This is a genomic window from Myxococcales bacterium (assembly GCA_016716835.1).
Lineage (GTDB): Bacteria > Myxococcota_A > Polyangia > Haliangiales > Haliangiaceae > JADJUW01.
The window spans coordinates 801643-825062 of sequence record JADJUW010000002.1; the positions used below are offsets into that span (position 1 = coordinate 801643).

18 protein-coding genes and 1 pseudogene are annotated in these 23420 nt (G+C 61.5%); 7 read left to right on the forward strand and 12 right to left on the reverse strand.

Annotated elements, in window-relative coordinates:
- Positions 1 to 56 precede the first annotated feature (56 nt).
- The 12 genes and pseudogenes from secA to IPL79_18340 all read right to left on the reverse strand — a co-directional run bounded on the left by secA (position 57) and on the right by IPL79_18340 (position 12072).
- Entirely contained in the window at positions 57 to 3230 is a 3174-nt protein-coding gene (gene secA, locus IPL79_18285; GenBank protein MBK9072925.1) for a preprotein translocase subunit SecA, read from the reverse strand.
- Positions 3231 to 3368: 138 nt separating this feature from the next.
- A complete protein-coding gene (locus IPL79_18290) occupies positions 3369 to 3818 on the reverse strand; it encodes a hypothetical protein (GenBank protein ID MBK9072926.1) in 450 nt (149 codons plus the stop codon).
- 175 nt (positions 3819 to 3993) lie between these two features.
- The gene (locus IPL79_18295) at positions 3994 to 4395 is read right to left on the reverse strand and encodes a hypothetical protein (protein MBK9072927.1); all 402 of its coding nucleotides are present in this window, start codon (positions 4393 to 4395) and stop codon (positions 3994 to 3996) included.
- 83 nt (positions 4396 to 4478) lie between these two features.
- Positions 4479 to 5003 carry a hypothetical protein gene (locus tag IPL79_18300; protein MBK9072928.1) on the reverse strand — a complete coding sequence of 175 codons (525 nt, stop codon included), beginning with the start codon at positions 5001 to 5003 and terminating at the stop codon, positions 4479 to 4481.
- Between the two features lie 249 nt (positions 5004 to 5252).
- Positions 5253 to 5564 carry a response regulator gene (locus IPL79_18305; protein ID MBK9072929.1) on the reverse strand — a complete coding sequence of 104 codons (312 nt, stop codon included), beginning with the start codon at positions 5562 to 5564 and terminating at the stop codon, positions 5253 to 5255.
- Positions 5565 to 5691: 127 nt separating this feature from the next.
- The gene (locus IPL79_18310; GenBank protein ID MBK9072930.1) at positions 5692 to 5985 is read right to left on the reverse strand and encodes a hypothetical protein; all 294 of its coding nucleotides are present in this window, start codon (positions 5983 to 5985) and stop codon (positions 5692 to 5694) included.
- Positions 5975 to 6766, reverse strand: a complete 792-nt coding sequence (locus IPL79_18315) for a PAS domain-containing protein (protein ID MBK9072931.1) — start codon at positions 6764 to 6766, stop codon at positions 5975 to 5977. The genes IPL79_18310 and IPL79_18315 overlap by 11 nt, the downstream gene beginning before the upstream one ends.
- The gene (locus IPL79_18320) at positions 6735 to 7718 is read right to left on the reverse strand and encodes an NAD-dependent epimerase/dehydratase family protein (GenBank protein MBK9072932.1); all 984 of its coding nucleotides are present in this window, start codon (positions 7716 to 7718) and stop codon (positions 6735 to 6737) included. The genes IPL79_18315 and IPL79_18320 overlap by 32 nt, the downstream gene beginning before the upstream one ends.
- Positions 7715 to 8580 (reverse strand): annotated as a pseudogene (locus tag IPL79_18325) (acyltransferase family protein). The gene IPL79_18320 and the pseudogene IPL79_18325 overlap by 4 nt, the downstream one beginning before the upstream one ends.
- 15 nt (positions 8581 to 8595) lie before the next feature.
- Complete coding sequence (locus IPL79_18330) at positions 8596 to 9501, reverse strand: LD-carboxypeptidase (protein ID MBK9072933.1); 906 nt, start codon at positions 9499 to 9501, stop codon at positions 8596 to 8598.
- The gene (locus tag IPL79_18335; GenBank protein ID MBK9072934.1) at positions 9501 to 9806 is read right to left on the reverse strand and encodes a DUF3467 domain-containing protein; all 306 of its coding nucleotides are present in this window, start codon (positions 9804 to 9806) and stop codon (positions 9501 to 9503) included. Before IPL79_18335 ends, IPL79_18330 begins: the two co-directional genes overlap by 1 nt.
- 694 nt (positions 9807 to 10500) lie before the next feature.
- Positions 10501 to 12072: an AarF/ABC1/UbiB kinase family protein gene (locus tag IPL79_18340; GenBank protein ID MBK9072935.1), complete on the reverse strand. Its 1572-nt coding sequence runs from the start codon at positions 12070 to 12072 to the stop codon at positions 10501 to 10503.
- 204 nt (positions 12073 to 12276) lie between these two features.
- Here IPL79_18340 and ruvX point away from each other — a divergent pair, with 204 nt between their 5' ends.
- The 7 genes from ruvX to IPL79_18375 all read left to right on the forward strand — a co-directional run bounded on the left by ruvX (position 12277) and on the right by IPL79_18375 (position 23412).
- Positions 12277 to 12690, forward strand: coding sequence for a Holliday junction resolvase RuvX (gene ruvX, locus IPL79_18345; GenBank protein MBK9072936.1), 414 nt, complete (start codon positions 12277 to 12279; stop codon positions 12688 to 12690).
- Positions 12691 to 12776: 86 nt separating this feature from the next.
- A complete protein-coding gene (gene mltG / locus IPL79_18350) occupies positions 12777 to 13865 on the forward strand; it encodes an endolytic transglycosylase MltG (protein MBK9072937.1) in 1089 nt (362 codons plus the stop codon).
- Positions 13866 to 14003: 138 nt separating this feature from the next.
- On the forward strand, positions 14004 to 16040 hold the full coding sequence (locus IPL79_18355; GenBank protein ID MBK9072938.1) for a serine protein kinase: 2037 nt from the start codon (positions 14004 to 14006) through the stop codon (positions 16038 to 16040).
- Between the two features lie 3 nt (positions 16041 to 16043).
- A complete protein-coding gene (locus IPL79_18360) occupies positions 16044 to 16259 on the forward strand; it encodes a hypothetical protein (GenBank protein ID MBK9072939.1) in 216 nt (71 codons plus the stop codon).
- Positions 16259 to 17371, forward strand: a complete 1113-nt coding sequence (locus IPL79_18365; protein ID MBK9072940.1) for a DUF444 family protein — start codon at positions 16259 to 16261, stop codon at positions 17369 to 17371. The genes IPL79_18360 and IPL79_18365 overlap by 1 nt, the downstream gene beginning before the upstream one ends.
- Before the next feature lies 1 nt (position 17372).
- Positions 17373 to 18860, forward strand: a complete 1488-nt coding sequence (locus tag IPL79_18370) for a SpoVR family protein (protein MBK9072941.1) — start codon at positions 17373 to 17375, stop codon at positions 18858 to 18860.
- A gap of 619 nt (positions 18861 to 19479) precedes the next feature.
- The gene (locus IPL79_18375; protein ID MBK9072942.1) at positions 19480 to 23412 is read left to right on the forward strand and encodes a thrombospondin type 3 repeat-containing protein; all 3933 of its coding nucleotides are present in this window, start codon (positions 19480 to 19482) and stop codon (positions 23410 to 23412) included.
- Positions 23413 to 23420 lie beyond the last annotated feature (8 nt).

A 23420-nucleotide genomic window follows, 5' to 3' on the forward strand; every position in this document is an offset into this window, starting at 1 on the left:
TCTGCCACGCCTGCCGGCGCTTCAAGCGCGGCTACGAGATTACCGCGGGCGCGCTGCTACTCGGCCGCAGCGTCGGCTTCGTCTTTGCCATGACACTTCTTGTATTTTTTGCCCGAGCCGCAATGGCAGGGGTCGTTGCGGCCGATCTTGGGGCGGTCGCGCTTGACGGTCTCGCCCTTGCGCTCGCCGCCTTGCTCGGCGGCACCCCCGCCGGCGCTACCGCCGCGGGCAACGCGCCGTTGGTTGCCCCCATTATTTGCCGTTTTGTTCGTAGTTTCGGTCTCTTGCTCTTCGCCGTCAGTCTTACCCGCAGCGCCCTGCGTCACCAACCGGCGCTCGCGCTGCACGACGTCGGGCACCTGTTGCTCAATGCGCACGACGCGGAAGATATTGGTGACCGCATTGAGATGGATGCGGTGCATCATTTCGGCGAACAGCTCAAAGCCGGCGCGCTTGTATTCCTTTTTCGGGTCTTTTTGGTTGTAGCCCTGTAGGTGAATGCCCTCGCGCAGCGCATCCATCAGCTTGAGGTGCTCGGTCCATTGCTGGTCGATTTCTTTGAGGAGAAATTGCCGTGCGTAGTAACGCAAAAATGGCGAGGTCAGTTCGGCATCGCGCTCTTCGAGCTTTTTGGCCACCGTGTGCCACGCCTGCTCGGCGAGCTCCTGTTGGCTGCCGTGCTCGAGCGAGAATTTGCACGAGAAGAGCTCGCCCAGGCCTTCCTGCAGCGCATCTAGGTCCCAGTCCTCAGGCAGCACGTCGCGTGGGCAATATTGCTCGATGGTCTTGCTGATGCCGTCTTCGCACAGATCGAGCAAGCGCTCGGATTGTTGCCCGATCGAGCTTTGCACCGCGGCAATGATAAATTCGTTGCGCTGGTCCAGTGGCAGCTTCTCGGCGGCCTCGACGTCGATGAGGGCGCTAAACTGGCGCCACAGCTCGGCGCGCACGATGCGCCAGCTCGGCATGCCGTCATCGGGCTCTTCGCCGGCGGCGATCTTGCGATCGCGTTCGCCAAGGGCCTCGTAGATGCGCGTGAGCAGCTCGCTCACCGCCTTGCGCGTGTCGCGGTCGGTGTTTTCCCGCGCCAGCTTGGTCTCGTTAATCAGGTGATCGACAAGATCAGGCACTTCTTCGGCGGTGCGCGTGTAGCGCCCCTCTAGTACTTGTCGCCGCAGCCCGTAAATAGTCTGCCGCTGCTGATTCATGACGTCGTCGTATTCGAGCACGGCCTTGCGGCGATCGAAGTTTTGCCCTTCGACCTTTTTTTGCGCGCCTTCGATGGAGCGCGTCACCATGGGCGATTCGATGGGCACGTCTTCGACCAGGCCGAGGCGTTCCATGAGGCCGCTCATGCGATCGAGGCCAAAGATGCGCAGCAGATCGTCTTCGAGGCTTAGGTAAAAGCGCGATGCGCCCGGATCGCCCTGGCGACCGGCGCGGCCGCGCAGCTGGTTGTCGATGCGGCGCGATTCGTGGCGCTCGGTGCCAATAATGCGCAGGCCGCCCGCGGCGAGCACAACTTGTTTTTCGGCGTCGCACTGGGTCTTAAATTGGGCAATCAGGGCCTGTTCGCGCGCGGTTTCGGCGAAGCCTGCCGCCTCGATGACCTCGCTCGGCAGCTCGCTGGCATCAGCCGCACCGTGTTCGAGGATCAAGGGCTCGAGCTCGGAGCCATGATCGGCGATCCACGCGGCTTTTTCGGCCGCGAGCGCTTCCTTGCCCATGTACTCGGCATTGCCGCCGAGCAAAATATCGGTGCCGCGACCGGCCATATTGGTCGAGATGGTAATCGCGCTCTTGCGCCCGGCTTGCGCGACGATGCCAGCCTCGCGCTGATGCTGCTTGGCGTTGAGCACGTTAAACGGCACGCCCTTTTCGCGCAAGAACGACGCCACGACCTCGGATTTTTCGACCGAGGTGGTGCCGACCAGCACCGGCTGGCCGCGTCCGTGGCAGTCGAGGATGTCGGCGATGACCGCGTTGAACTTGCCGCGCTCATTTTTGTAGACCAGATCTGGCTGATCTTTGCGAATGATCGGCTTGTTGGTCGGAATCGTCACCACGGCGAGCTTGTAAATCTCGTGGAATTCGCCGGCCTCGGTGTCTGCCGTGCCGGTCATGCCGGACAGCTTGCCGTACATGCGGAAGAAGTTCTGGAACGTCACCGTCGCCTTGGTTTCGTTTTCCTCGCCGACCTCGACGCCCTCTTTGGCTTCGATGGCTTGGTGCAGGCCATCGGACCAGCGGCGGCCCGGCATCTTGCGGCCGGTGTGTTCGTCGACGATGACGATTTCGCCCTGCTCGATCACGTAGTTGACGTCGCGCTTGTAGAGCGAGTGCGCCTTGAGCGCCTGCGACACGTGGTGGTTGAGCTGGAGATTCTCCATGTTGTAGAGATTCTCGACCGATAGCAGCTTTTCGACTCGCTCGACGCCCTCGTCGGTGAGCATGGCTGAATGCGCCTTTTCGTCGACGACAAAATCGACGTCGCGGCGCAGGCGCGGAATGATCTTGTCGACGCGGTGGTATTGGTCTGGCGACTGCTCGGCCTCGCCTGAAATAATCAGCGGCGTCCGCGCCTCGTCGATGAGGATGGAGTCGACTTCATCGACCACGGCGTAGTTGAGCGCGCGTTGCACCATCCGGTCGGGGATGTCCTCCATGTTGTCGCGCAGGTAGTCGAAGCCAAACTCATTGTTTTGGCCATACGTGATGTCGCAGTTGTAGTTGCGCTGGCGCTCAAACTGGTGGAGGCCATGCACGATGACGCCGGTGGAAAGCCCGAGCCAGCCATAGAGCTGTCCCATCCATTCGGCGTCACGCCGCGCCAGGTAGTCGTTGACCGTCACCAGGTGGACGCCCTTGCCGGTGAGCGCGTTGAGGTAGAGCGGCAGCGTCGCCACCAGCGTCTTGCCTTCGCCGGTGCGCATCTCGGCAATGCGGCCTTGGTGCAGCACGGTGCCGCCGATCATCTGCACGTCGTAGTGGCGCATACCGAGCACGCGCTTGCCGGCCTCGCGCACCACGGCAAAGGCCTCGGCGTGGATGTCGTCGAGCGAGGCGCCGTTGTCGAGCTTCTCCTTGAAGCGCGCGGTCATCGCCTTGAGGTCGGCGTCGCTTTTGGCCTCCATCGTGGGGCCGAGGTCGGCGATGCGAACGACCAGCGGCTGGATTTTGTTAATCTCGCGCTGGTTCTTGGTACCAAAGATTTTTTCGAGTATTCCCATGAGGTTGCCTCGTGCAGCCGCGCAGTTGCGGGAGGCCGTTCATACCACGGGCGGCGGGGCAATTTCAGGTCGCGCCGGGCGTCACTGCCCAATTTGGCGGGAATTTGCGCGAATTAACACCCCATGGGCGGTCGCGCGCTACTCCGCGAGGCCGCAGCGGGCAAACACGAAGGCTTCGCAGGTGCAGGTGCTGGCGTCGCCGCTGGCGTCGCAGGCATTGCCTTGTGGGTCGCGGCAGTTGATGCCGCCGTAAACCGCTTCGCACTCCGCGCGCTCGCTGCATAGCGCTTCCGTATTTAGGGTGTTGCACGGTGGCGCGACGTCGCAACTCCTGAAGGAGATACACGCACCGGTATAGCAACCGGTATCGTCGACCAAGGGGACCTCGCTCTCCGGGCACGACGGCGGGGGCACGTCGCAGGATGCGCTGGCGCAGGTGGTGTTTGCAGGCAGGGGATTAGGCGGCGGGCTGCAGCGCACGTCATCGGACGATTCCAGGCTGCCGCAGGTGACGACGCCGTCAGAATTGGCAAAACAACCGGCGAGCGAGACGCTAACGAGGGTGGCGATAAATAGGGAGAGCTTCATGGCAGGTCCTTTCAAAGGTGACGGGCGAGGCTAGAGCGTCGCGCAGAAGTCGTAGACAAACGATTCACAAGTACAATTGGCGGCGTCGCTGGTACACGACGTGCCATCGGGGGTGCGGCAGTCGATGCCGGCATAAACCGGCGCACAATCGGCGCGTTCGTCGCATTGGCCTGCATCAATGATGCTTTCGCAGGCAACCGAGCTTGGGTCGTTGGGTTCGCAGGTGCCGCGCGCCTCGTTGCAATACAGGCCTGGGCCAGCCGTCGCATGCCGGCGCGTCCGCGCTGCAGGTGCCGGTGAAGCCGCAGGTGTTGCGCGGGTCGCAAGAAAAGCCGGCGTCGCAGTCGTCGGAGACGTCGCATGCTGGTGCCTCGGTGCAAACCGGTGAGCCCGAGCTCGCGTCGCATATGGCGCCGCTTTCACAATCCCTGTTGGCGACGCAGGCGGTGCCGACCTGGCCTTGGTCAAGCGGCGGCGAGGTGCCGTCGCCGTCGGACGAACCGTTAAACTTCCACTCGCAACCGGAGGCGCTAACTAGGGCGATGACGGCAAATAACGAGATCATGCGGGTCTTCATATGGGTGCTCCTGATAGATGTAACTGCAACCGAGATGCCACGAATTTGATTAATAAAACCTTTTTGTTTCAACAGGTTACAAATCAAGGTGTAATGGGTTGTTCACACCGCGCGAACACAAAGGATTCACACGTGCAGTCAGCGGCCTCGCTGCTGCAGGCCGCGCCGGAGGGCGTGGTGCAGTTAACCCCGGTGTAAACTGGTGCGCACGCGTCGGCCTCTAGACACGCCGCCTCGCTGGTTAGGTCTTCACAAACAAGCGGTGGCGCGGCTTCGCCCGGCACGCAGGTATCGCGTTCATCGCAAACATAGCCCTCCAGGCCACAGCTGCCATCGGCGGAGCATAGGCCGGCTGGCGAGGTGACGCACTGCCCGTAATAGTAGCTACCTAGGTCGTCCTCGCAGTAAAGGCCCAGCTCGCATTCATCGTTGCTGGCGCACCAGATGTCGTAGCAAACATCCCAGCAGCCGTAGTCGTCACAGACATAGCTGCAAGTCGTTGGTGGCGGCGACCATTGGGTTTCCTCGTCAACAACGATGAGGCAGGCGCTCATCGACAAGGCAGCGGTGGCGCAGATGGTGGTGAGCAAAGCGGTACGTTGGCGCATGGTTCCTCCGGGTGTTGCCCGATATCTAGCAACCGACGTGCCAGCTTGGCAAAGCCAGTAATCGGCAGGCGGCCTAGCCTGCGGTGCCGGCGGGGACGTCAGCGGGGGCGGGAAGGCGCGGCCCGTGTGGCGGATTCTTCACACCTCGTGACTGAAATGTCGTGCCTAGCTGTCGGAGGCCTGACGGACGAGCTGCTCGAAATCCGCTCAGTCGATAGGGCTTTTTGAGAAATCGCACGTGACCCGGTGCTACACCCTTGATTGGTCCGGTGGCGCCGCCGTGCGCCGAATCGCCTCCTGCTCACTAAACCCGCTCGAAAGGATGATGGGGAGTTGCGCGCACCGCTGATGCAAGGCTGCCATCACGTCGCCGCCTGATAGGCCCGGCATCGTTAGATCGAGCAAGACCAGCGAAATCGTAGCGGCGTGCTGGTCAAAAAGGGCGAGGGCCTCGGCGCCATTGCGCGCTTCGAGGGTGGCAAAGCCCATTTGCTGGAGCAATTCGGCGGCCGTTGAGCGCAACGCGGCGTTGTCGTCGACAATCAGCACCGTGCCGGCCACCGCGACCGGGGTTGCGGCATGCCGGTTCGTTTGGCTGGGCGCGTGGCCCCGGCGTAGGGTGGGTCGCGCGAGGCCGGCGCCGCGGGCAGCAAGACCGAGAACGTCGTGCCCTGACCTGGCTGCGAGGTCACGGAGATGCCACCACCAGGCTTCGGATGATGCCGCAAACGGCCGGCAGGCCAAGGCCGCGCCCGGTTTGCTTGGTCGTGAAAAACGGCTCAAATATGCGCGCCCGCGTCGCCTCGCCCATGCCGCATCCGGTATCGGCAACGCGAAGCTCGACGTAGCCGCCTGGCTTCATCGCTCGACGCGGCGCCGGCTCCGTCGGTTGCTGCCAGGACTTAGCCGCGTCGACACCGTGATCCGTGCCAGGCCGCCGGCCGAGCGCCTCCGAGGCGTTGCTGAGCAAATTAATTACCACTTGCTGAAGCTGCGTGCGATCGGCGACGATGGCGGCAGCTCGGCGCCAACAAATGCACGATGGCCTCGGGGCGGCTGACGACGACCTTAATCATGCCCGCCATCTCGGCTAGCAGGGCATTGAGATCGATCGGTTCGACCACGAAGCTGCCCTTGCCCGAATATGCCAGCAGCTGGTTGGTCAACCCCGCCGCGTGCTCGGCCAACTGCTCGAGCTGATCAAGATACGCCAGGACCGGCGCCGAGGCCTCGGGCACGAGCCTGCGCGCCAGGCCGAGCTGGCCCAGCATCCCGGTCAACACGTTATTGAAATCGTGCGCGATGCCACCCGCCAAGAGGCCCAGGCTCTCCAGCTTTTGTGCATGCAGCAACCTGCGTTCGAGCTCACGCGCCTCGGCCTCTGCCTCGATGCGGCGCGTGATGTCGAAGATATAGCCAACGAAGTGGGTGGCCTGGCCGTGCGCGTCGCGAATGACATGCGTGAAGTCGTGCAGCCAGCGCGCCGACCCGTCGCCGTGGCGAACGCGGTAAGGCTCGTGTTCGAAGCTGACGAGCCCCCGCGTCGACGCCTCCGCCACTTCGGAGGCTACGCGCGGCGCGTCGTCGGGCATCACAATGTCGCCATAGCTTAGCGCTTGCGTCCGGAAGGCCTCGGCGTCGTAGCCTAAGACCTCGCGCACGTTGTCGGAGACGTATTCAACCGGCCAGCCGGCTTCGTTGCGCCAGCGAAAGACGACGACCGGCCCCTTATTAAAAACTGCGTGCGTATTTTGTCCGTCCATCGGCCCGCCCTCCACCTACGCTCACGTGCCGCGCCAGCACGGAGCAAATGGTCTCGCGCAAGCTCTTGCGCGCGCGAAAGCCAAGCTCTCTTTCGGCGCGCGAACCATCCACCATGCAAATGTAGCGAATAAAATCGAACTCGGCGACCGGGTAGTTCGAGATGCCGAGGCGAAACGCCGCGCTCCACAGCGCGCCGGCGAGCAGGTGCGGCACCGCGATGGTCTTGTGCCCCAGCTCGCGAAAAATGACCGAGAGCGGCAACTCGCCCGGGCCGACGATGTTGTAGATGCCGCGCGTGCCGGGCGCGATCGCGCGCGCCACCGCCTCGGCCGCATCCTCCTGGTGCAGGCATTGCAACATGGGATCAAAGCCAAGCAGCACCGGCGCGGGGTTAAGCCGCAGGTAGTTCGAGGGCGCGTTGTGGATGCTGCCCAAGATGTGCACCGGCCGTAAGATCACGGTCTCAACCGTCTGCGCCTTCCAAAAAAACGTCGACACGAGGTGATCGATTTCGACCAGGTCGCGCATTTGCGGAAACCGCTGCGAGGCGAGCAGGGGCGCGTCTTCGGTGAGAAACTGCGGGTTGTCGTGCCGCGGGCCGTAGACGTTGGCGCTCGAGAGCAGGACAAATTTAGGGACCTTGTAGGCCAGGCAATAATCGAGCAGCTTGGTGGTGCCGCCGATATTCCACGAATAGACCTCGCTCGCCGCGGCCCTGGGATCATGCATGATGCCGAGGTGAATCACCGCCGCGACGTCACCGTGGCGAAAGACGTCGCGGGCGCGGCTTGAGCGCAGATCGACCGAGATGAGCTCGACGTCCTTGGGGCGCTCGGGAAACGGCCGCCTATCGAGGCCGACCAGCCGTAGCCCAAGTTGGCGATGCAGGCGTTCGGTGACGACGCGACCAAAACGGCCCGCCATGCCGGTGATGACAATTTTTTGGCTCACCAGAAGATGTGCTCCCGCGCGGCAAGCCCATCGGCGAGCAGCGCTTCGATGGCGTGCTGACGGTCTGCACCTTGCTCACGATGACCGCGTCGTCGTCGTCCGGATCGCCGTCAAAGCGCAGCGGCTCGCCGAAATGGATGCGATAGCGCACCGGCAGCGGCACGATGGGAATGAACGGCGGGTAGGGCACCACCGGCAGCGCGGGCATGCCGAGCAACTTGGCTACGCGTCGCAGGTTGACCGCGGGCGCCTGCTCTTCGGCGCCAACCACGCCGACCGGGATGATCGGGGTTTGCGTTTGCAGCGCTAGGCGGAGAAAGCCGAGGCCAAACGGCTGCAGTTGGTAGCGTTCGCGATACGGCTTGGAGATGCCGCGCACGCCCTCGGGAAAGACCAAGATGGCCTCTTCGCGTTGCAGCAGCGCGCGGCAATTCTCCGGCGTGCCGGTGACCTGGCCCAGGCGCGCAAACCAGTACGAAACAAAGGGCATGGTCGGCACATAGCGTTCGAGCATGCTGCGCACCAGCCGCGGCTTGGCGGCATCGAGAAAGGCGGCGCAACCAATCGCCAGGCCGTCAAACGGGAGCTGGCCCGAGTGATTCGAAATAAACATCACGCGGCCATGCGCCGGAATGTTGTGCGCGCCAAACACCTCGGCGCGAAAATAGTAGCGATAGAGCAAGCGCGCGGCGGTGGCGGCCTGGCGAAAATGCGACTTGGAGAGGCCAAAGGCGTCGTAGCCATAATCGCTGGTGCCGAACTTGATTTGTTCGAGGCGGCCGTCAATATCGTCGCGGCGCGCGACGTCGCGGGCGTGACGCAGCTCGCTGGAAATTTTTTGCAGCGCGTTCACCTGGAATATTCTAAGCCATCGCCCTCAGCCTGTCACAAACGCGAGCTGGCGTTTGTCGACGCGAATCTCGCCGCGCGCCCCGACGTAAAACGCCTGGTTGCGTTGGCCATGCCCCACCGGCAGCCCGCAAGCGAAGGGCGTTGCGGCGGCCGCGGCGGCGGCGCGCAGCAGCGCGTTCGCCGCGCGACCATCGTCGTCGCTTGCGTTATCGCCACAGCGCGTGAAATCGCCCGCAACGAGGCCGTAGCAGGCGTGCAGCGCCCCCGCCAGACTTAGCTGCGTTAGCATGCGATCGATGCGATAGGGCGCTTCACCGACGTCTTCTAAAAACACCAAGCGTTCCGCCATAGCGACCTGCCATGGGGTCCCCATGAGATGGCAAAGCAGCGAGAGATTGCCGCCTACGACGATGCCGCTGGCGTCGGCCTGCGCCTCTTGCAGCGCGATCGGCGGGGCCGCCTCGGGCGTTGTCATTACTTGCAGCAAGCGATTCACGCTCGCGGCATCAAGCCCGCCCAGTTGCGTGACCACGGGGCCGTGGATGGCTTGATAGCCGCAGGCCATCACCCAAGCATGTAGCGCGGTGCCGTCGGAAAAACCGATGATGGGTTTGGGATCGGCGCGAAACGCCGCCTCGTCAAGATGCGGCAAGATGCGCATTAGGCCATAGCCACCGCGTGCCATCATGATGGCGCGGACGTCTGGATCGCGCAGATAAGCGTTAAATTCGTCAATACGCAGCTGATCATCGCCCGCGAGATATCCTGCCTTGCGCTCGATGTCGGGTCGCATTGCGAGCCGAAACGCGTTGAGATGGGTCAAACCCAAGCGAAGTCTTTCGGGTGACACCGGGCCGGCGGGCGCCGCGATTGCTAGGATCTGCCCTGGCGCGAGCGGCGGGGGGGCGATCAGCGGGGCATTGGTAAGCACTAGTGAACCACCGGAGGCTCGTCCTGGTCGGAGAGTTCGATCGCGCCGAAGCGCTCTTCGTAGCGCTCGATGTTTTTTTGCAGCGCGGCGGCGAGGCGTTTGGTGTGTTTGGGTGATGAGATGATGCGCGAGGCGACGCGGGCGCGGCCCGTGTTTGGCTGCAAGAAGGCAAAGTCGAGGATGAATTCGTTTTCGGAGTGATTTACGAGTACGAGATTCGCATAGGTGCCGGTCGCGACCTGGTCGTCCATTTGCAGCTGCAACTTGGGACCGGGAGCGGACGGGCGGCGGGGTTCGTCGGTCATGGCCGGCAACTGTACTAAAAAATGCCGAAAAATAATCAGGCCGCTACTCAGGAGGGGGGAGGGAGGAGTTGAGTAGCGGCCCTTCGCGCGTCGCCGGTGCCGTCGCCTTGCTTTAGTCAACAGGGGAGGGGGGGGAGGGGAGAGAACGCTGGTCTAAACCAAGTCGAACCGCACCGTCTTCGCGCAAACTTTTCAGTTGTCAGCGAGGCGTTTGCCTCACGCTTAGACTACTAAGCAACCATCGTGCCAGGTCCAGAACGAAGCATGGGACGTCTTTAACTTATTGATTTTAAAAGAGGTGAAACCGGATCGCGTTGCCTGGTGTAAGAAAAAATCGGAGTCTGGTGGTGACTGTTTGGCCTGCTCGATGGGACCAATTCTCCCAATGTGGGGTGACGCGCCCCAGGTCGCGCAGGCAGCTTGCTAGCGGGTTCGACCTTTGCGCACGGTTCGCGTCGGTTGCGGTGCGACGTGGCCATCTCGCCGTGCCAGCCCCATCCGCCAAACCCGCCCGTGCGGCCGACGCCCGACTTTTCCCGTCAAGCCGACGTTTTTGCCGCGAGCGGTGGCGGCGTGGTTCTGGCTATCGGCGGATGTCGTCGGCGCGGGCGAGGCGAGCGGCGCTTCCCATGCACCTTGGGCCGGGCCGCGCCTTCGCGGCGTAAGAAATGCAAGGCCCTGGCGCAGCAGATCGTCAGCCCCATTCCGAGGCGGGTTGGGTTGCGACGCCTGGCGCGAGCATGAGCGTTCGCGCCGCATGAATAAGGTTGGGCGGCAGCGTGCCGCCGTGACCTTGCACGACGACAAGCGCCCCCTGTAGGCGTGAAAACGCATTGCCTGGTTTGGCAAATTCTGTGGCAATGAGCGCCTTGGCACGTTGGCGGTGTTGGCGCGGTACGCCGTAGATCCGCATCAGGGCGCCTTCGCTGCGCAGCGCGGTCGCCAATAGGCCGCGCACGAATTGGATGCGCTCCATGATTGAAATGCGGAGCGTCATGCCCCAGTCGATGAACGTAAGCCCCAGCGCGCCGGTGGCGTCGTGGCCGGCAAAGATGTTGCCCTTGTGGAGGTCGCCGTGAAACCGCCCGGTGACGAGCACGGTGAAAACGGCGGCCGCAAGGATGCGCGGCGCAAGTTGCCGCCGCTCCGCGGGCGACAACGAGGCGTCGATGATGGGGGCGCCCACCGCAATTTCTTGCACCAAGACGTCATCACCGGACAAGGCCGAATAGATGCGCGGTACCGTGATGCCCAGACGCGCCATGATAGGCCCCAAATCCATCGTCGCGGCGCGCTCGAGTCCGTAATCAACCTCGGCCTCGCTCACCTCGCGAAAGCTATCGATGATGGACCTAAAGCCCGCGGCGTCCGGGCGACCTTCGACGAGCTGGGTCAGCGTGTCGAGGTTTCGCCGCAGCGCGCGGCTGGCGCCAGGCTTGAGAATCTTGATGATAACGACGCGACCATCTGGCAGCGTCGCGAGATGGATTTGGCCCAACGAGCCGACGCCGAGCGGCTTGGAATTGATGGAAGCAAACAACGTGTCGACCAGCCGGCGTCCACGAACGCGCTGCGCGCGCGCCGCGGGGTTGCGTTCGAGGGCCTTGTCGAGTTGATCCACGATGTCAACAAATGGAGCGGCTGGCGCCTCGCTTGAAAGCTTGGCGACCTCGCGGCGAATGTCATCGCTGAGCAAGCCGGGGCGATTGCCGAGCAATTGGCCAAGCTTGACGAAGCCCGGGCCAAGCCCCGCCAGCGCCACGCGCAAGATGCCGCCGACGTTGCCGCGCTCGGCGCGAATGGCCACGATCAGCGCAACCTGCTCGATGCGCGGTAGCGCGAGCACGCCGCGCGCGATCACGTCGACGAGCAGGGCCTTGTCGATGATGGCCGCCTGCCCAGGCGCCGGCGGCATAAACATGTCGTCGGGTAGATGAGCGGCAATTTCTTTGCGCAGAAGCTGCTCGGATGGCAGCAATTGACTGAAAATTGCGTGATCGAGCGCCGCGAGGTTGCCGCGAACTAAGCGAGCTTGTGCGAGCACGCGCGCCTGCGCTGCCTCGGGTAGGACGCGAAAGCCTGCGGCTAATTCGTTGACAATTTGTGAGCGAGGGGGAAAGTTGATGCTGGGCATGGCCTCCCGCACCGGACGCAGTGAATCTTCGGTAATGTGGACGAGCACGTTGGCGTCAAATTCCGAGACGTTGCGACGGCCGTCCGCCCGGACTGGCGCCAGCGCAAGCAGCGTCGCCAAAAGCAACGCCATCAAGGCCACTGGGAGTCGGATCGACCGGTACACGTGTGCTGTAAAAATATGCAAACGTCGCGCCAGCGCGTGTGCCCGCGAGAGTCTCATTATTGCAACGAGTTAGGGGGTGACTTGGGGAGGCTCGCCCGCCCTTAGGCGGCTAGCACGATTGACGTGGTGTCAGTCGTCGCCAGCGCTCGGACTGGCGTATACCTGGTTCGCATGCGTGCGCTCGGCCTTGATGTTGGTAGCAAGACCATCGGCGTCGCCGTCTCTGACGAGCTTGGGATCGCAGCGCATCCGCTCTGCGTGATCTCGCGCCGCGGGACAGAGGCTGACGCGCGCGCGATCGCCGAGCTCGCCACGGCCGAACGTGCTGAGGCGTTGGTGGTCGGCATGCCTTTCGAGCTTTCGGGTAAGGAGGGTCCGCGTGCCGCCCGCGTGCGGGTGTTTATCGCCGCCTTGCGCGCGATTTCAATCCTGCCGATGTTTGAGCAAGACGAGCGCTTTTCGACCGTCGAAGCCGAACGCTTGCTGATCAGCGGCGGCGTCAAGCGCGGCAAGCGCGCCGCGGTGATCGACAAGCAGGCGGCCGCCATTATCCTGCAAGCGTGGCTCGCGCGTGCTAAGCCCTAACTCCCTCGTTGGCAGCCGCCACCTTGCCCCCGGATTTTGGCGGCGCGCTGGTTCTCCTGGTCGGCGCAATCTAGTACGCTGCGCTCGTGGCGAAATCGTCGTTTAAGACGGCACTATGGATCGTCTTGGCAACCTTGGCCCTGGCCGTCGGGGTGGCGGGCGTGCTTGGGTTTCGCGCGCTGCAATACCCCCACGTTGCCCACGCCGGTACCGGCAAGCCCGTCGTCGTCGAGGTCACGCCCGACATGTCGTTTACCGGCATCGCGGCCGCGCTACACGCCGAGGGCGTCGTCACGCAGCCGCGCCTGTTTCGGGTCTACGGCATGTATCGCGGCGCCACCCGCAAGGTGCGCGCCGGGCGCTATGAACTGGCCGATAACCTAACGCCCAAGCAAGTGCTCGATGTACTGGTGGCCGGCGTCAAGGAAAAGACGGTCAAGGTGACGCTGCCCGAAGGCAAGCACATGCTGGAGTACTTCGACATCATCGAAGCCGCAGGCGTTGGTAAACGCAGCGAGCTCCAAGCGCTGGCGCAAGACCCAACGTTTCTTAAAACCCTGCAGATCGATGCCGTAAGCATCGAGGGCTATCTCTTCCCCGATACCTATGATTTTCCGCTCAATCAGCCGGCGGAAAAGATCTTACAACGCCTAGTGGCACGGTATCGCGTCGTGTGGAGCGAGGTAGCGGCGGCGGCGGGCCCCGCGCTGGCGGAGACGCAACGGCGCATGGGGTGGGATGCGCACCAGCTCCTGACCATGGCCTCGCTGGTCGAGAAAGAGGCCGTATTACCAAGCGAGCAAGCGCGCATTGCGCAGGTTTTTTACAATCGTTTGACTAGCGATACGTTTGTTTCCAAGCGACTCGAGACCGACCCCACCATCCGCTATGGGTGCATGGTTGGTTCACCCGGCGCGACGTCATGCAAAAATTGGAAAATTACCGATCGCTTGCGCACCTTGCAGTTGCGCGACGCCACCAATACCTACAATACGTACCAGCACGCGGGCTTGCCACCTGGACCGATTTGCAGTCCTGGCCGGGGCGCCATGCTCGCCGCGATGCAGCCCGATGGCAGCGGCTTTTTCTACTTCGTTGGTCGCAACGACGGTTCGCACGTGTTTTCAAAAACGTTTGCCGAGCACAGCGCGGCGGTGGACAAATACCAGCGGTAGCGACGTTGCGCGGTTGAGCCGAGCCCTCGAGGTTGCTGTGGCCAGTTGTGGGATATTAAAGACGATGTAGGTTTTGGCGGCGATTCGTCTTTTTGCCAGCAATCGGACGTTAGCGCGTCTGCATGATAGGCTTGTGCCATGGGGCTTGTACGTGAAATCGCGGCGTTGCAAAACTACGAAACCTACAAGGAGCTGACGTGGGAAGGCGGCTTTGACGACTACCTCGAAGTCGTTCGCAAACAGCCCGGCGTGACGCGCACCGCGTATCAACGCCTTTACGACATGGTGCTTTCGCACGGCACCGAAGAGTACGTCGACAACAAGAAAAAGCTCGTGCGCTACAAGTTCTTCCAGAGCGGCAGCAACGGCAAGGACGAGGTCTTTGGCCTCGATGTGCCGCTGATGCGGCTGATGAATGTGTTTAAGAGCGCGGCGCAGGGCTATGGCACCGAGCGGCGCATTATCTTATTGCATGGCCCGGTCGGCTCGGCGAAGTCGACGATCGTGCGCCTGCTTAAGAAGGGCATCGAGAACTATTCGCGCACCAAAGACGGCGCGCTGTATTCATACTTTTGGACGCTGCCTGGTCCGCTGTCAGAGTTGGCCGGCGGCAGCGACACCTTTATTTGCCCCATGCACGATGAGCCGCTTCGGCTAATTCCGCGCGAATGGCGCGCCGAGGCCTTGGCCAAGCTAGGCTTGGGCCACCTCAACATTGAAGGCGACGTCAATCCCGCCTGCCGCCTGATCTTTAAAGAGCTGATGCGGCACTATCAGGGCGATTTTGAAAAAGTAATGAGCCACGTGCGCGTACGCCGCCTCGTGCTGTCTGAGCAAGATCGCATCGGCATCGGCACGTTCCAGCCCAAGGACGAAAAGAACCAGGATTCGACCGAACTGACGGGCGACATCAACTATCGCAAGATTGCGGTATTCGGCGCCGACTCTGACCCGCTCGCATTTAACTTCGACGGCAAGGTCAACGTCGCTAACCACGGGATCATCGAGTTTGTCGAAATCCTCAAGGTCGATGTCGCCTTTCTCTACGATTTGCTCGGCGCGACGCAAGAGCGCAAGATCAAGCCCAAGAAGTTCGCGCAGACCGACATCGACGAGGTGATCATTGGCCACACCAACGAGGCCGAGTACAAGAAGCTGCTCTCCAACGAATTCATGGAAGCGCTGCGCGACCGCACGGTGAAGGTCGACATCCCGTACATCACGCGGGTTTCGGAAGAAGTGAAAATCTACGCCCGCGACTTCACCAAGGAACGAGTTGGCAAGCACATCGCGCCGCACACGCTGTATGTCGCCGCGCTGTGGGCCGTGTTAACGCGCCTCGAAGATCCCAAGAAGCCAAACCTGTCGCTGTTGCAAAAGGCCAAGCTGTACGACGGCAAGAGCCTGCCCGGTTTTACGCAAGACAATATCAAGGAGTTGCGCAAGGAGGCCAACCGCGAAGGCCTCGACGGCATCTCGCCGCGCTATATCCAGGATAAGATTTCCAACGCGCTGGTCTCAGAGAAGGGCGACGGTGGCGCGATTAACCCGTTTATGGTGCTCAACGAGCTCGAGAGCGGGCTGCGCAGCCATTCGCTCATTGGCAGTGATGAGGTACGCAAGCGCTACGGCGCGCTGCTGTCGCTGGTAAAGCAGGAGTACGACGATATCGTCAAGAACGAAGTCCAGCGCGCCATTTCCGCCGATGAAGAACTCATCATGCGGCTGTGCGCCAATTACATCGACAATATCAAGGCGTACACCCAGCGCGAAAAGGTGAAGAACCCGTACACCGGGCAAGATGAAGAGCCAGATGAACGACTCATGCGGTCGATCGAGGAGAAGATCGACATCCCGGACTCCCGCAAGGATGATTTTCGCCGCGAGATCATGAACTACATCGGCGCCTTGGCCATCGAAGGCCGTACGTTTGACTACAAGACCAATGAACGCCTGCACAAGGCGCTCGAGGCCAAGCTGTTCGAAGACCAAAAAGATTCGATCAAGCTGACCAGCTTGGTCAGCAATGTCGTCGACCGCGATACCCAGGCCAAGATCGACGTCGTCAAGCAGCGCCTTATCACCAACTTTGGCTATGACGAGAGCTCGGCGACAGATGTCCTTAACTACGTGGCTTCAATTTTTGCGCGAGGCGACGTCAAGAAGGAGGGCTAACTCATGGATGCGCGCGGCGTCGGCACCGTCTCGATCGAGCTTAACAACACGCTGGCGGAGCTGTTGGCAAGGCTGTGCGTCGAGATGGGCACCGAGGATGTGGCGGGCGTCGTGTCGCGCGCGCTCGGCCTGCTCGACTTGGCGCAGCGCACGCGCCGCCAAGGTGGCCACCTGTATTTTGTCAATGAGCGCGGCGAGACCGCAGACGTGGTGTTTTAATGAGCCAGCGCATCGACCTCGACCATGGCCGCTTTCGCGAGATCATTCGCGGCAAGATCAAAGAGAACCTGCGCAAGTATGTGTCGCAGGGCGAGATGATCGCGCGCAAGGGCAACGACACGGTGTCGGTGCCGATTCCGCAGGTCGACTTGCCCCGCTTTCGCTTCGGCAGCAAAGAGCAACAGGGCGTCGGGCAAGGCGATGGCAAGGTGGGGCAGGGCCTGGGCGACGGCGATCCGCAGGATGGCGACGGCCACGGCGAGGCCAGCGACCGGCCGGGCGAGCACATGCTCGATGTGGATCTGTCTGTCGCCGAGCTCGCCGAGATCTTAGGCGAAGAGCTCGCCTTGCCGCGCATTGAGCCTAAGGGCAACGCCAAGATCTCGACGTACAAGGACAAGTATTCGGGGATTCGCAGCACCGGCCCCGAGTCGCTACGGCACTTCCGGCGCACCTATAAGCAGGCGCTGCGCCGCCAAGTCGGCAGCAGCACCTATGACGGCAAGAACCCGGTCATCATTCCCATTCGCGACGACCGCCGCTACCGCTCGTGGAAGCGCGAGATGCTGCCGCAATCGACCGCGGTCATCATTTATATGATGGACGTCTCGGGCTCGATGGGCGATGAGCAAAAAGAGATCGTGCGCATCGAGAGCTTCTGGCTCGATACGTGGCTTAGGTCGCAATACAAGGGCATCGAAAGCCGCTACATCATTCACGACGCGCTGGCCAAGGAGGTCGACCGCGACACGTTCTTTCGCACCCGCGAGTCGGGCGGCACGATGATTTCGAGCGCGTACAAGTTGTGCGCGAAAATGATCGAGGACGATTACCCGGTCGATCAATGGAATATTTATCCTTTCCATTTTTCCGATGGCGACAATTGGTCGGTCGACGACACCGCGGTGTGCGTCTCGCTCTTGCGCGATGAGCTCTTGGCGAAGGTCAACATGTTTGGCTATGGGCAGGTCGAATCGCCCTACGGTTCGGGGCAGTTTCTCAAGGATCTTAACGAGCAATTTGGCGCCGACGAGCGCGTCGTGACCTCGGAGATCAAGAGCAAGGACGCGATCTTAGATTCCATTAAGGATTTTCTGGGGAAGGGGAAATAGCGTGACCAGGCTGCACCAACTCCCGCCCTATCTGCGCGAGATCCAAGAGAGCGTCGAACAACACGCGCGCGACTTTGGTCTGGATTTTTTTCAGATCTCGTATGAGGTGCTCGACTACAAGACCATGAACGAGGTGGCGGCCTATGGGGGCTTTCCCACCCGCTACCCGCACTGGCGCTTTGGCATGGACTACGAACAGCTCAGCAAGAGCTACGAGTGGGGCATGTCGAAGATCTACGAGATGGTGATTAATACCAATCCCTCGTACGCTTATCTCTTGGAAGGGAACTCGACCGTTGAGCAGAAGACCGTGATGGCGCACGTGTGCGCGCATGTCGATTTCTTTAAGCACAACTTTTTCTTTGGCAAGACCAACCGTAAAATGGTCGATGCGATGGCCAACCACGCCTCGCTGGTGAGGCGGCACATGGCAGCCGTCGGCCAGGATGAGGTCGAGAATTTCCTCGACGTTGCGCTCTCGCTCGAAAATCTCATCGACCCGATGTCGGTTTATCTCGTGGGCCGCCCGAGCGACAAGAGCGTGGCGCCAAGCGGGGGCTCCGATGATTCGCGCATGCCGGCGAAGAATTACATGGACAAATTCATCAACCCGCCCGAGTACCTTGAGGCGCAGCGCAAGAAGCAAGCGGAGGCCAAGCAGAAGCAGAAGCACCGCTTTCCCGAGCGCCCGCAGCGCGACGTGTTGTGGTTCTTGATCCAGCACGCGCCGCTCGATGAGTGGCAGCGGCATTGTCTGGAGATCGTGCGCGATGAGGCCTACTACTTCGCGCCGCAGGCGATGACCAAGATTATGAACGAGGGCTGGGCGAGTTACTGGCACTCCAAGATTCTGACTGAGAAGGCGTTGCTGAGTTCGGAGATCATCGACTACGCCGAGGCCAACGCCGGCGTCATGGCAACTTCGCCGGGTAGGCTTAATCCCTACAAGCTGGGTGTCGAGCTCTATCGCAACATCGAGTCGCGGTGGAACAAGGGGCAGTTTGGCAAGGAGTGGGACGAATGCGACTCGATGGACCAAAAGCGTGGGTGGGATAAGAAGCTGGGCCTTGGCAAGCAAAAAATCTTCGAGGTGCGCAAGCTATATAACGACGTCACATTCATCGACGAGTTTTTTACGCTCGAGTTCTGTATCGAAAACAAGTTTTACACCACCGGCTATCACGAAAAGAACGCCGAGTGGCAGATCGTCAGCCGGGAGTTCGCGCAGGTGAAAGAGCAATTGTTGCGCTCACTTACCAATCGCGGCCAGCCGGTGATCGTGGTCGAAGATGGCAACCTCGATAACCGCGGCGAGCTCTTATTGAAGCACGTGCACGACGGCGTCGATCTCGACCAGGCCAAGCTGCGCGAGACGCTGCGCAACGTGTATCGCCTGTGGACCCGGCCGGTGTTGCTGTGGACCATCGTCGAAGGCAAGGCCAAGGTGTTTCGCTGCGAAGGCGACGCGTTTAGCGAAAAGTCGGCTTAACAGCGCGCTGTCGCGACGCATTTTTCCTTGCCGTATATGCACCTACAAGTGCGGCAAATATTCTTGCGCGATTGTAATCGCGCCTACATCGACGACGCGTTTGCAGGCGGCGTATCCTGAGAGACGTCAAGGATTTGTTCGTCGATAGCAATCTCGGAGGTCTAGATGACTTTAGCGCGCGTAGGAATCATATTTCTGTGTTAGTTGGCGTGGCGACAAACGCCGCGGCGCAGACGTTTACCGAGAACAACGTCATTGCGATTGATTACAACGGGACCACGCGCAACATGACCGGTGGCGGCGACGTTAACAACGCGCCCGTCATTAGCTACATGAACTATGGCGTCGAATGGTGGACCGCTGGGTCGTGCACTTTAAGGTGGGCGGGGGTAATTGGCCGGTTTTGCCCCCTTTCCCCCGCCTTCCCCCGGCGCCCCGGGCCCCACGGACGGCCCCGGGGGGGGGGGGGCGCGGGGGGGGGCCGGTCAGCGTGTATGGCGGCATCAATACGCCAGGCAGCTCCTCGGCAGACTTTCTGACGCGTGACGGGAATGGCGATTTTTTGTACACGAACTGGAACACCTATACGGTGCAACGGCTGACTTACCCCGGGTTGGTTTTGAGCGACATCTACTACAGCTATGCCTACGATATTCAGACTGACCCATCGACCGGAGATATCTACATCATCGACGGCTCTACTATGTATCGCTCCCAGTCGGGTGGTGCCTTTAGCCCGTTCGCGTACAACAGTTACGGTTACACCTTTACAATCGGCGGCGACGGCACCATCTTGCAGACCGACGGCAGTACGGTGTGGAACCTAACGGGTGCCAATGGCGGCTCTGGCCCGTGGCTGCAATACGCCAACAACAAAAATGGCTACGGCATTGCGTTTGTCGAGACCGACTATGCCGGCAGCGGCGGCGGCGGCGGCTCGACATTCGCTGAAGGAGATTTGTATTCGGCCGACTATTCGGGAAACATTCGCAATGCGACTGCGGGCGGCGATCTAAACGCGGCGCCGCTGCTTGCCGCCAACGTCTACGGCGCCGGCGGCTGGGGCGCCGGCATGGTCTGGGATGCCGCTGGCGACTATGGTTACGCGGTCAGTCATGACTCCGACACCGTGAAGCGCTTTAATCGCGCCGGGCAAGCCAGCGATTTTGCCTATATCCAATTGGGTTGCTCACCGATGGGCATAGCCCGCACCAACGATGACAAACTTTGGGTTGCGTGCCATCACAATGGCTACATCCTAGACATTACCCCGGGCGGCAATATCAATACCGCCGCCTTTACGATTCCTGGCGCGTCCGGGGTCGAAACGTTTGCGAGAGACGCCGAAGGGAACTTCTTGTTCTTCAACGGCGGCGCAAACGCGTTGCAGAAAGTTACCTATCCGGGTTGGGTTGTGACCAACTTGTCAACTGGCATTTATTTCCAAGACATCGAGGCAGACCTTGCGACCGGCGATATCTATGCGACGGACAACTACACCATTTACCGCTCCTCGGGTGGCGGGGCATTCACCACATTTGCCTATGCAAGTGGCAGCAAACTCGCGATTAGTAGCACCGGTACGATTCTGCTCAGCGACACGAACGTGATCCAGGATATCTCGGCGGGCGGCTCCGGGCCATTTCCGCAGTTTGCGTATAACCATAGTGGGTACGGGCTCGGCTTTGTCGTGCTCGATTATGGCGGCGGTGGCGGTGGCGGCGGCGTGCCGACAGATCTCGACAGCGATGGCGTCAACAACGACGTCGACAACTGTCCATTTAATGCCAACACCGACCAGTCGGATGATGACTTTGATGGCGTCGGCGACGTCTGTGACGGCACTAATAACTGGGACATCGATGGCGACGGCACGTGGAACGAATACGATAATTGTCCGTTCGACTACAACGTGGCGCAGGCCGACGCCGACAATGACGGCGTCGGTGATTTTTGCGACGGCTTTAATGACCGAGACTACGATGGCGATGGTTATTGGAACGAAAACGATAATTGCGCCTTTGACTACAACCCGGGGCAAGACGATGTCGATACCGATGGCGTGGGTGATAGCTGCGATAGCATTAACGACCGCGACTACGACGGCGATGGCTATGCCAACGGCAGCGATAACTGCCCGTTTGACTTCAACTTTCAGCAGGATGCGGATGCCGATGGCGTTGGCGACGCCTGCGACAGCACCAATGATTTAGATGCCGATGGCGATGGCGTAAACAACGTCAGCGATAACTGCGCCTTTGATGCGAACGCTAGCAAGGCCGACGCCGATGGCGATGGCTTTGGCGACGCCTGCGACGTCACCAACGGCCTTGATGTCGATGGCGACGGCACCAATAACGGGCTCGATAACTGCCCGTACGTGCCAGGCGCCCAGACCGATAGCGATGGCGATGGTCTCGGCAACGTGTGCGATCCGAGCAATGGCCTCGATCTCGACGGCGACGGCATTGTTAATTCCGCAGATAACTGCGTGTTCGCCAGCAATGCCGCGCAGACCGATAGCGATAGCGATGGCCTCGGCAATGCCTGCGATGCGGTTAATAGCAATGACCTCGACGGCGACGGCGTTGTCAATTCGGTCGATAATTGCGTGTTCGTTAGCAATGCCTCGCAGACCGATAGCGATAGCGATGGCCTCGGCAACGCCTGCGATGCGGTCAACAGCAATGACCTCGACGCCGACGGCGTCGCCAATTCGGCTGATAACTGCGTATTCGTTGCCAATGCGTCGCAAGCCGATAGCGATGGCGATGGCGTGGGCAATGCCTGCGACGCGCAAAACGGCAGCGATATCGATGGCGACGGCGTTGGCAATGGCGCCGACAATTGCGCCTTCTTCGCCAACCCCGCGCAATCCGACGCTGATGGCGATGGCCTCGGCGACGACTGCGACGGCCAAGATGGCAATGACCTCGACGGTGATGGCTTTGCCAACGGGGCGGATAACTGTCCGTTTAACAGCAACGGTGACCAGGCCGACGCGGACGGCGATGGCGTGGGCAATGCCTGCGACGCGCAGAATAACCTCGACGCTGATGGCGACGGCGTGAACAACGCCTCAGACAACTGCCCATTCCAGGCCAACGGCGGCCAGGAAGATGCGGATGGCGACGGCCTAGGCAACGCATGCGACGGCCAAGACGGCAATGACCACGATGGCGATGGCGCCGCCAACGGGGCGGATAACTGTCCATTTAACAGCAACGGCGATCAGGCCGATGCGGATGGCGATGGCCTCGGCAACGCCTGCGACCCGCAAAACGACACCGACGTCGATAGCGATGGCGTGGGCAATGCGATCGATAACTGCGCGTTTGTGCCAAACGGCGCGGCGCAAGACAATCAGGCCGACGCCGATGGGGATGGCGTAGGCGATGCCTGCGACCCGCAAAACGGGCTCGACTTTGACGGCGACGGCGTGGCCAATGCCAGCGATAATTGCCTCTTCGTCGCCAACGGCGCGGCGCAGGATAGCCAAGCCGACAGCGATGGCGACGGCTTTGGCGATGCCTGCGACAGCACCAACGGCCTCGACGTCGATGGCGACGGGGTGCTCAATGATGGCGACAATTGTCCGTTCGCGGCCAACGGCGCGGCGCAGGACAATCAGGCCGATGGCGATGGCGACGGGCTGGGCGATGCCTGTGATGCGCAAGATGGCCGCGACCTCGACGATGACGGCGTCGCCAACGAAGTGGACAACTGTCCGTTTGTCGCCAATGGCGCGGCGCAGGACAACCAAGCCGATGGCGATGCCGACGGCCTCGGCGACGCGTGCGATGGCACCGACGGCAATGATGCCGACGGCGACGGCGTCCCCAATGCGGCGGACAACTGTCCGTTTGTTGCCAACGGCGCGCTTGAGGACAACCAAGCCGATGGCGATAGCGACGGCCTCGGCGACGCATGCGACAGCACCGACGGCACCGATGCCGACGGCGATGGCGTGGGCAATGATGCCGACAACTGTCCGTTTGTCGCCAACGGCGCGGCGCAGGACAGCCAGGCGGACGCCGATGCCGATGGCCTGGGCGACGCCTGCGACGCCACCGATGGCCTCGACCTCGACGGCGACGGCGTCGCGAACGTCGACGACAACTGTCCGCTCGTCGCCAACGGCGCGGCCGAGGACAGCCAAGCCGACGCGGATGAAGACGGCCTCGGCGATGCATGTGACACGACCGACAGCGCCGACCTCGACGGCGACGGCGTCATCAATGGCGACGACAACTGTCCGTTCAACGCCAACGCCGAGCAGGAAGACATCGACGGCGATGGCAGCGGCGACGTCTGCGACGGTGGCGACAGCGCTGACTTCGACGGCGACGGCGTGTCAAACGCCGACGACAACTGCCCGTTCCAGGACAACGAAGAGCAGCTCGACGCCGATGACGACGGCTTCGGAGATGCTTGCGACCAGCAGTTGCTGGTCAACAGCGGTTGTAACGCGGGTGGCGGCAGTGGCAATCTGTGGTTCGCCTTCCTGGGCATGTTGTGGGTTGTTGGTCGTCGCCGAGGGGTATCGGCCTAGTTAGCCTC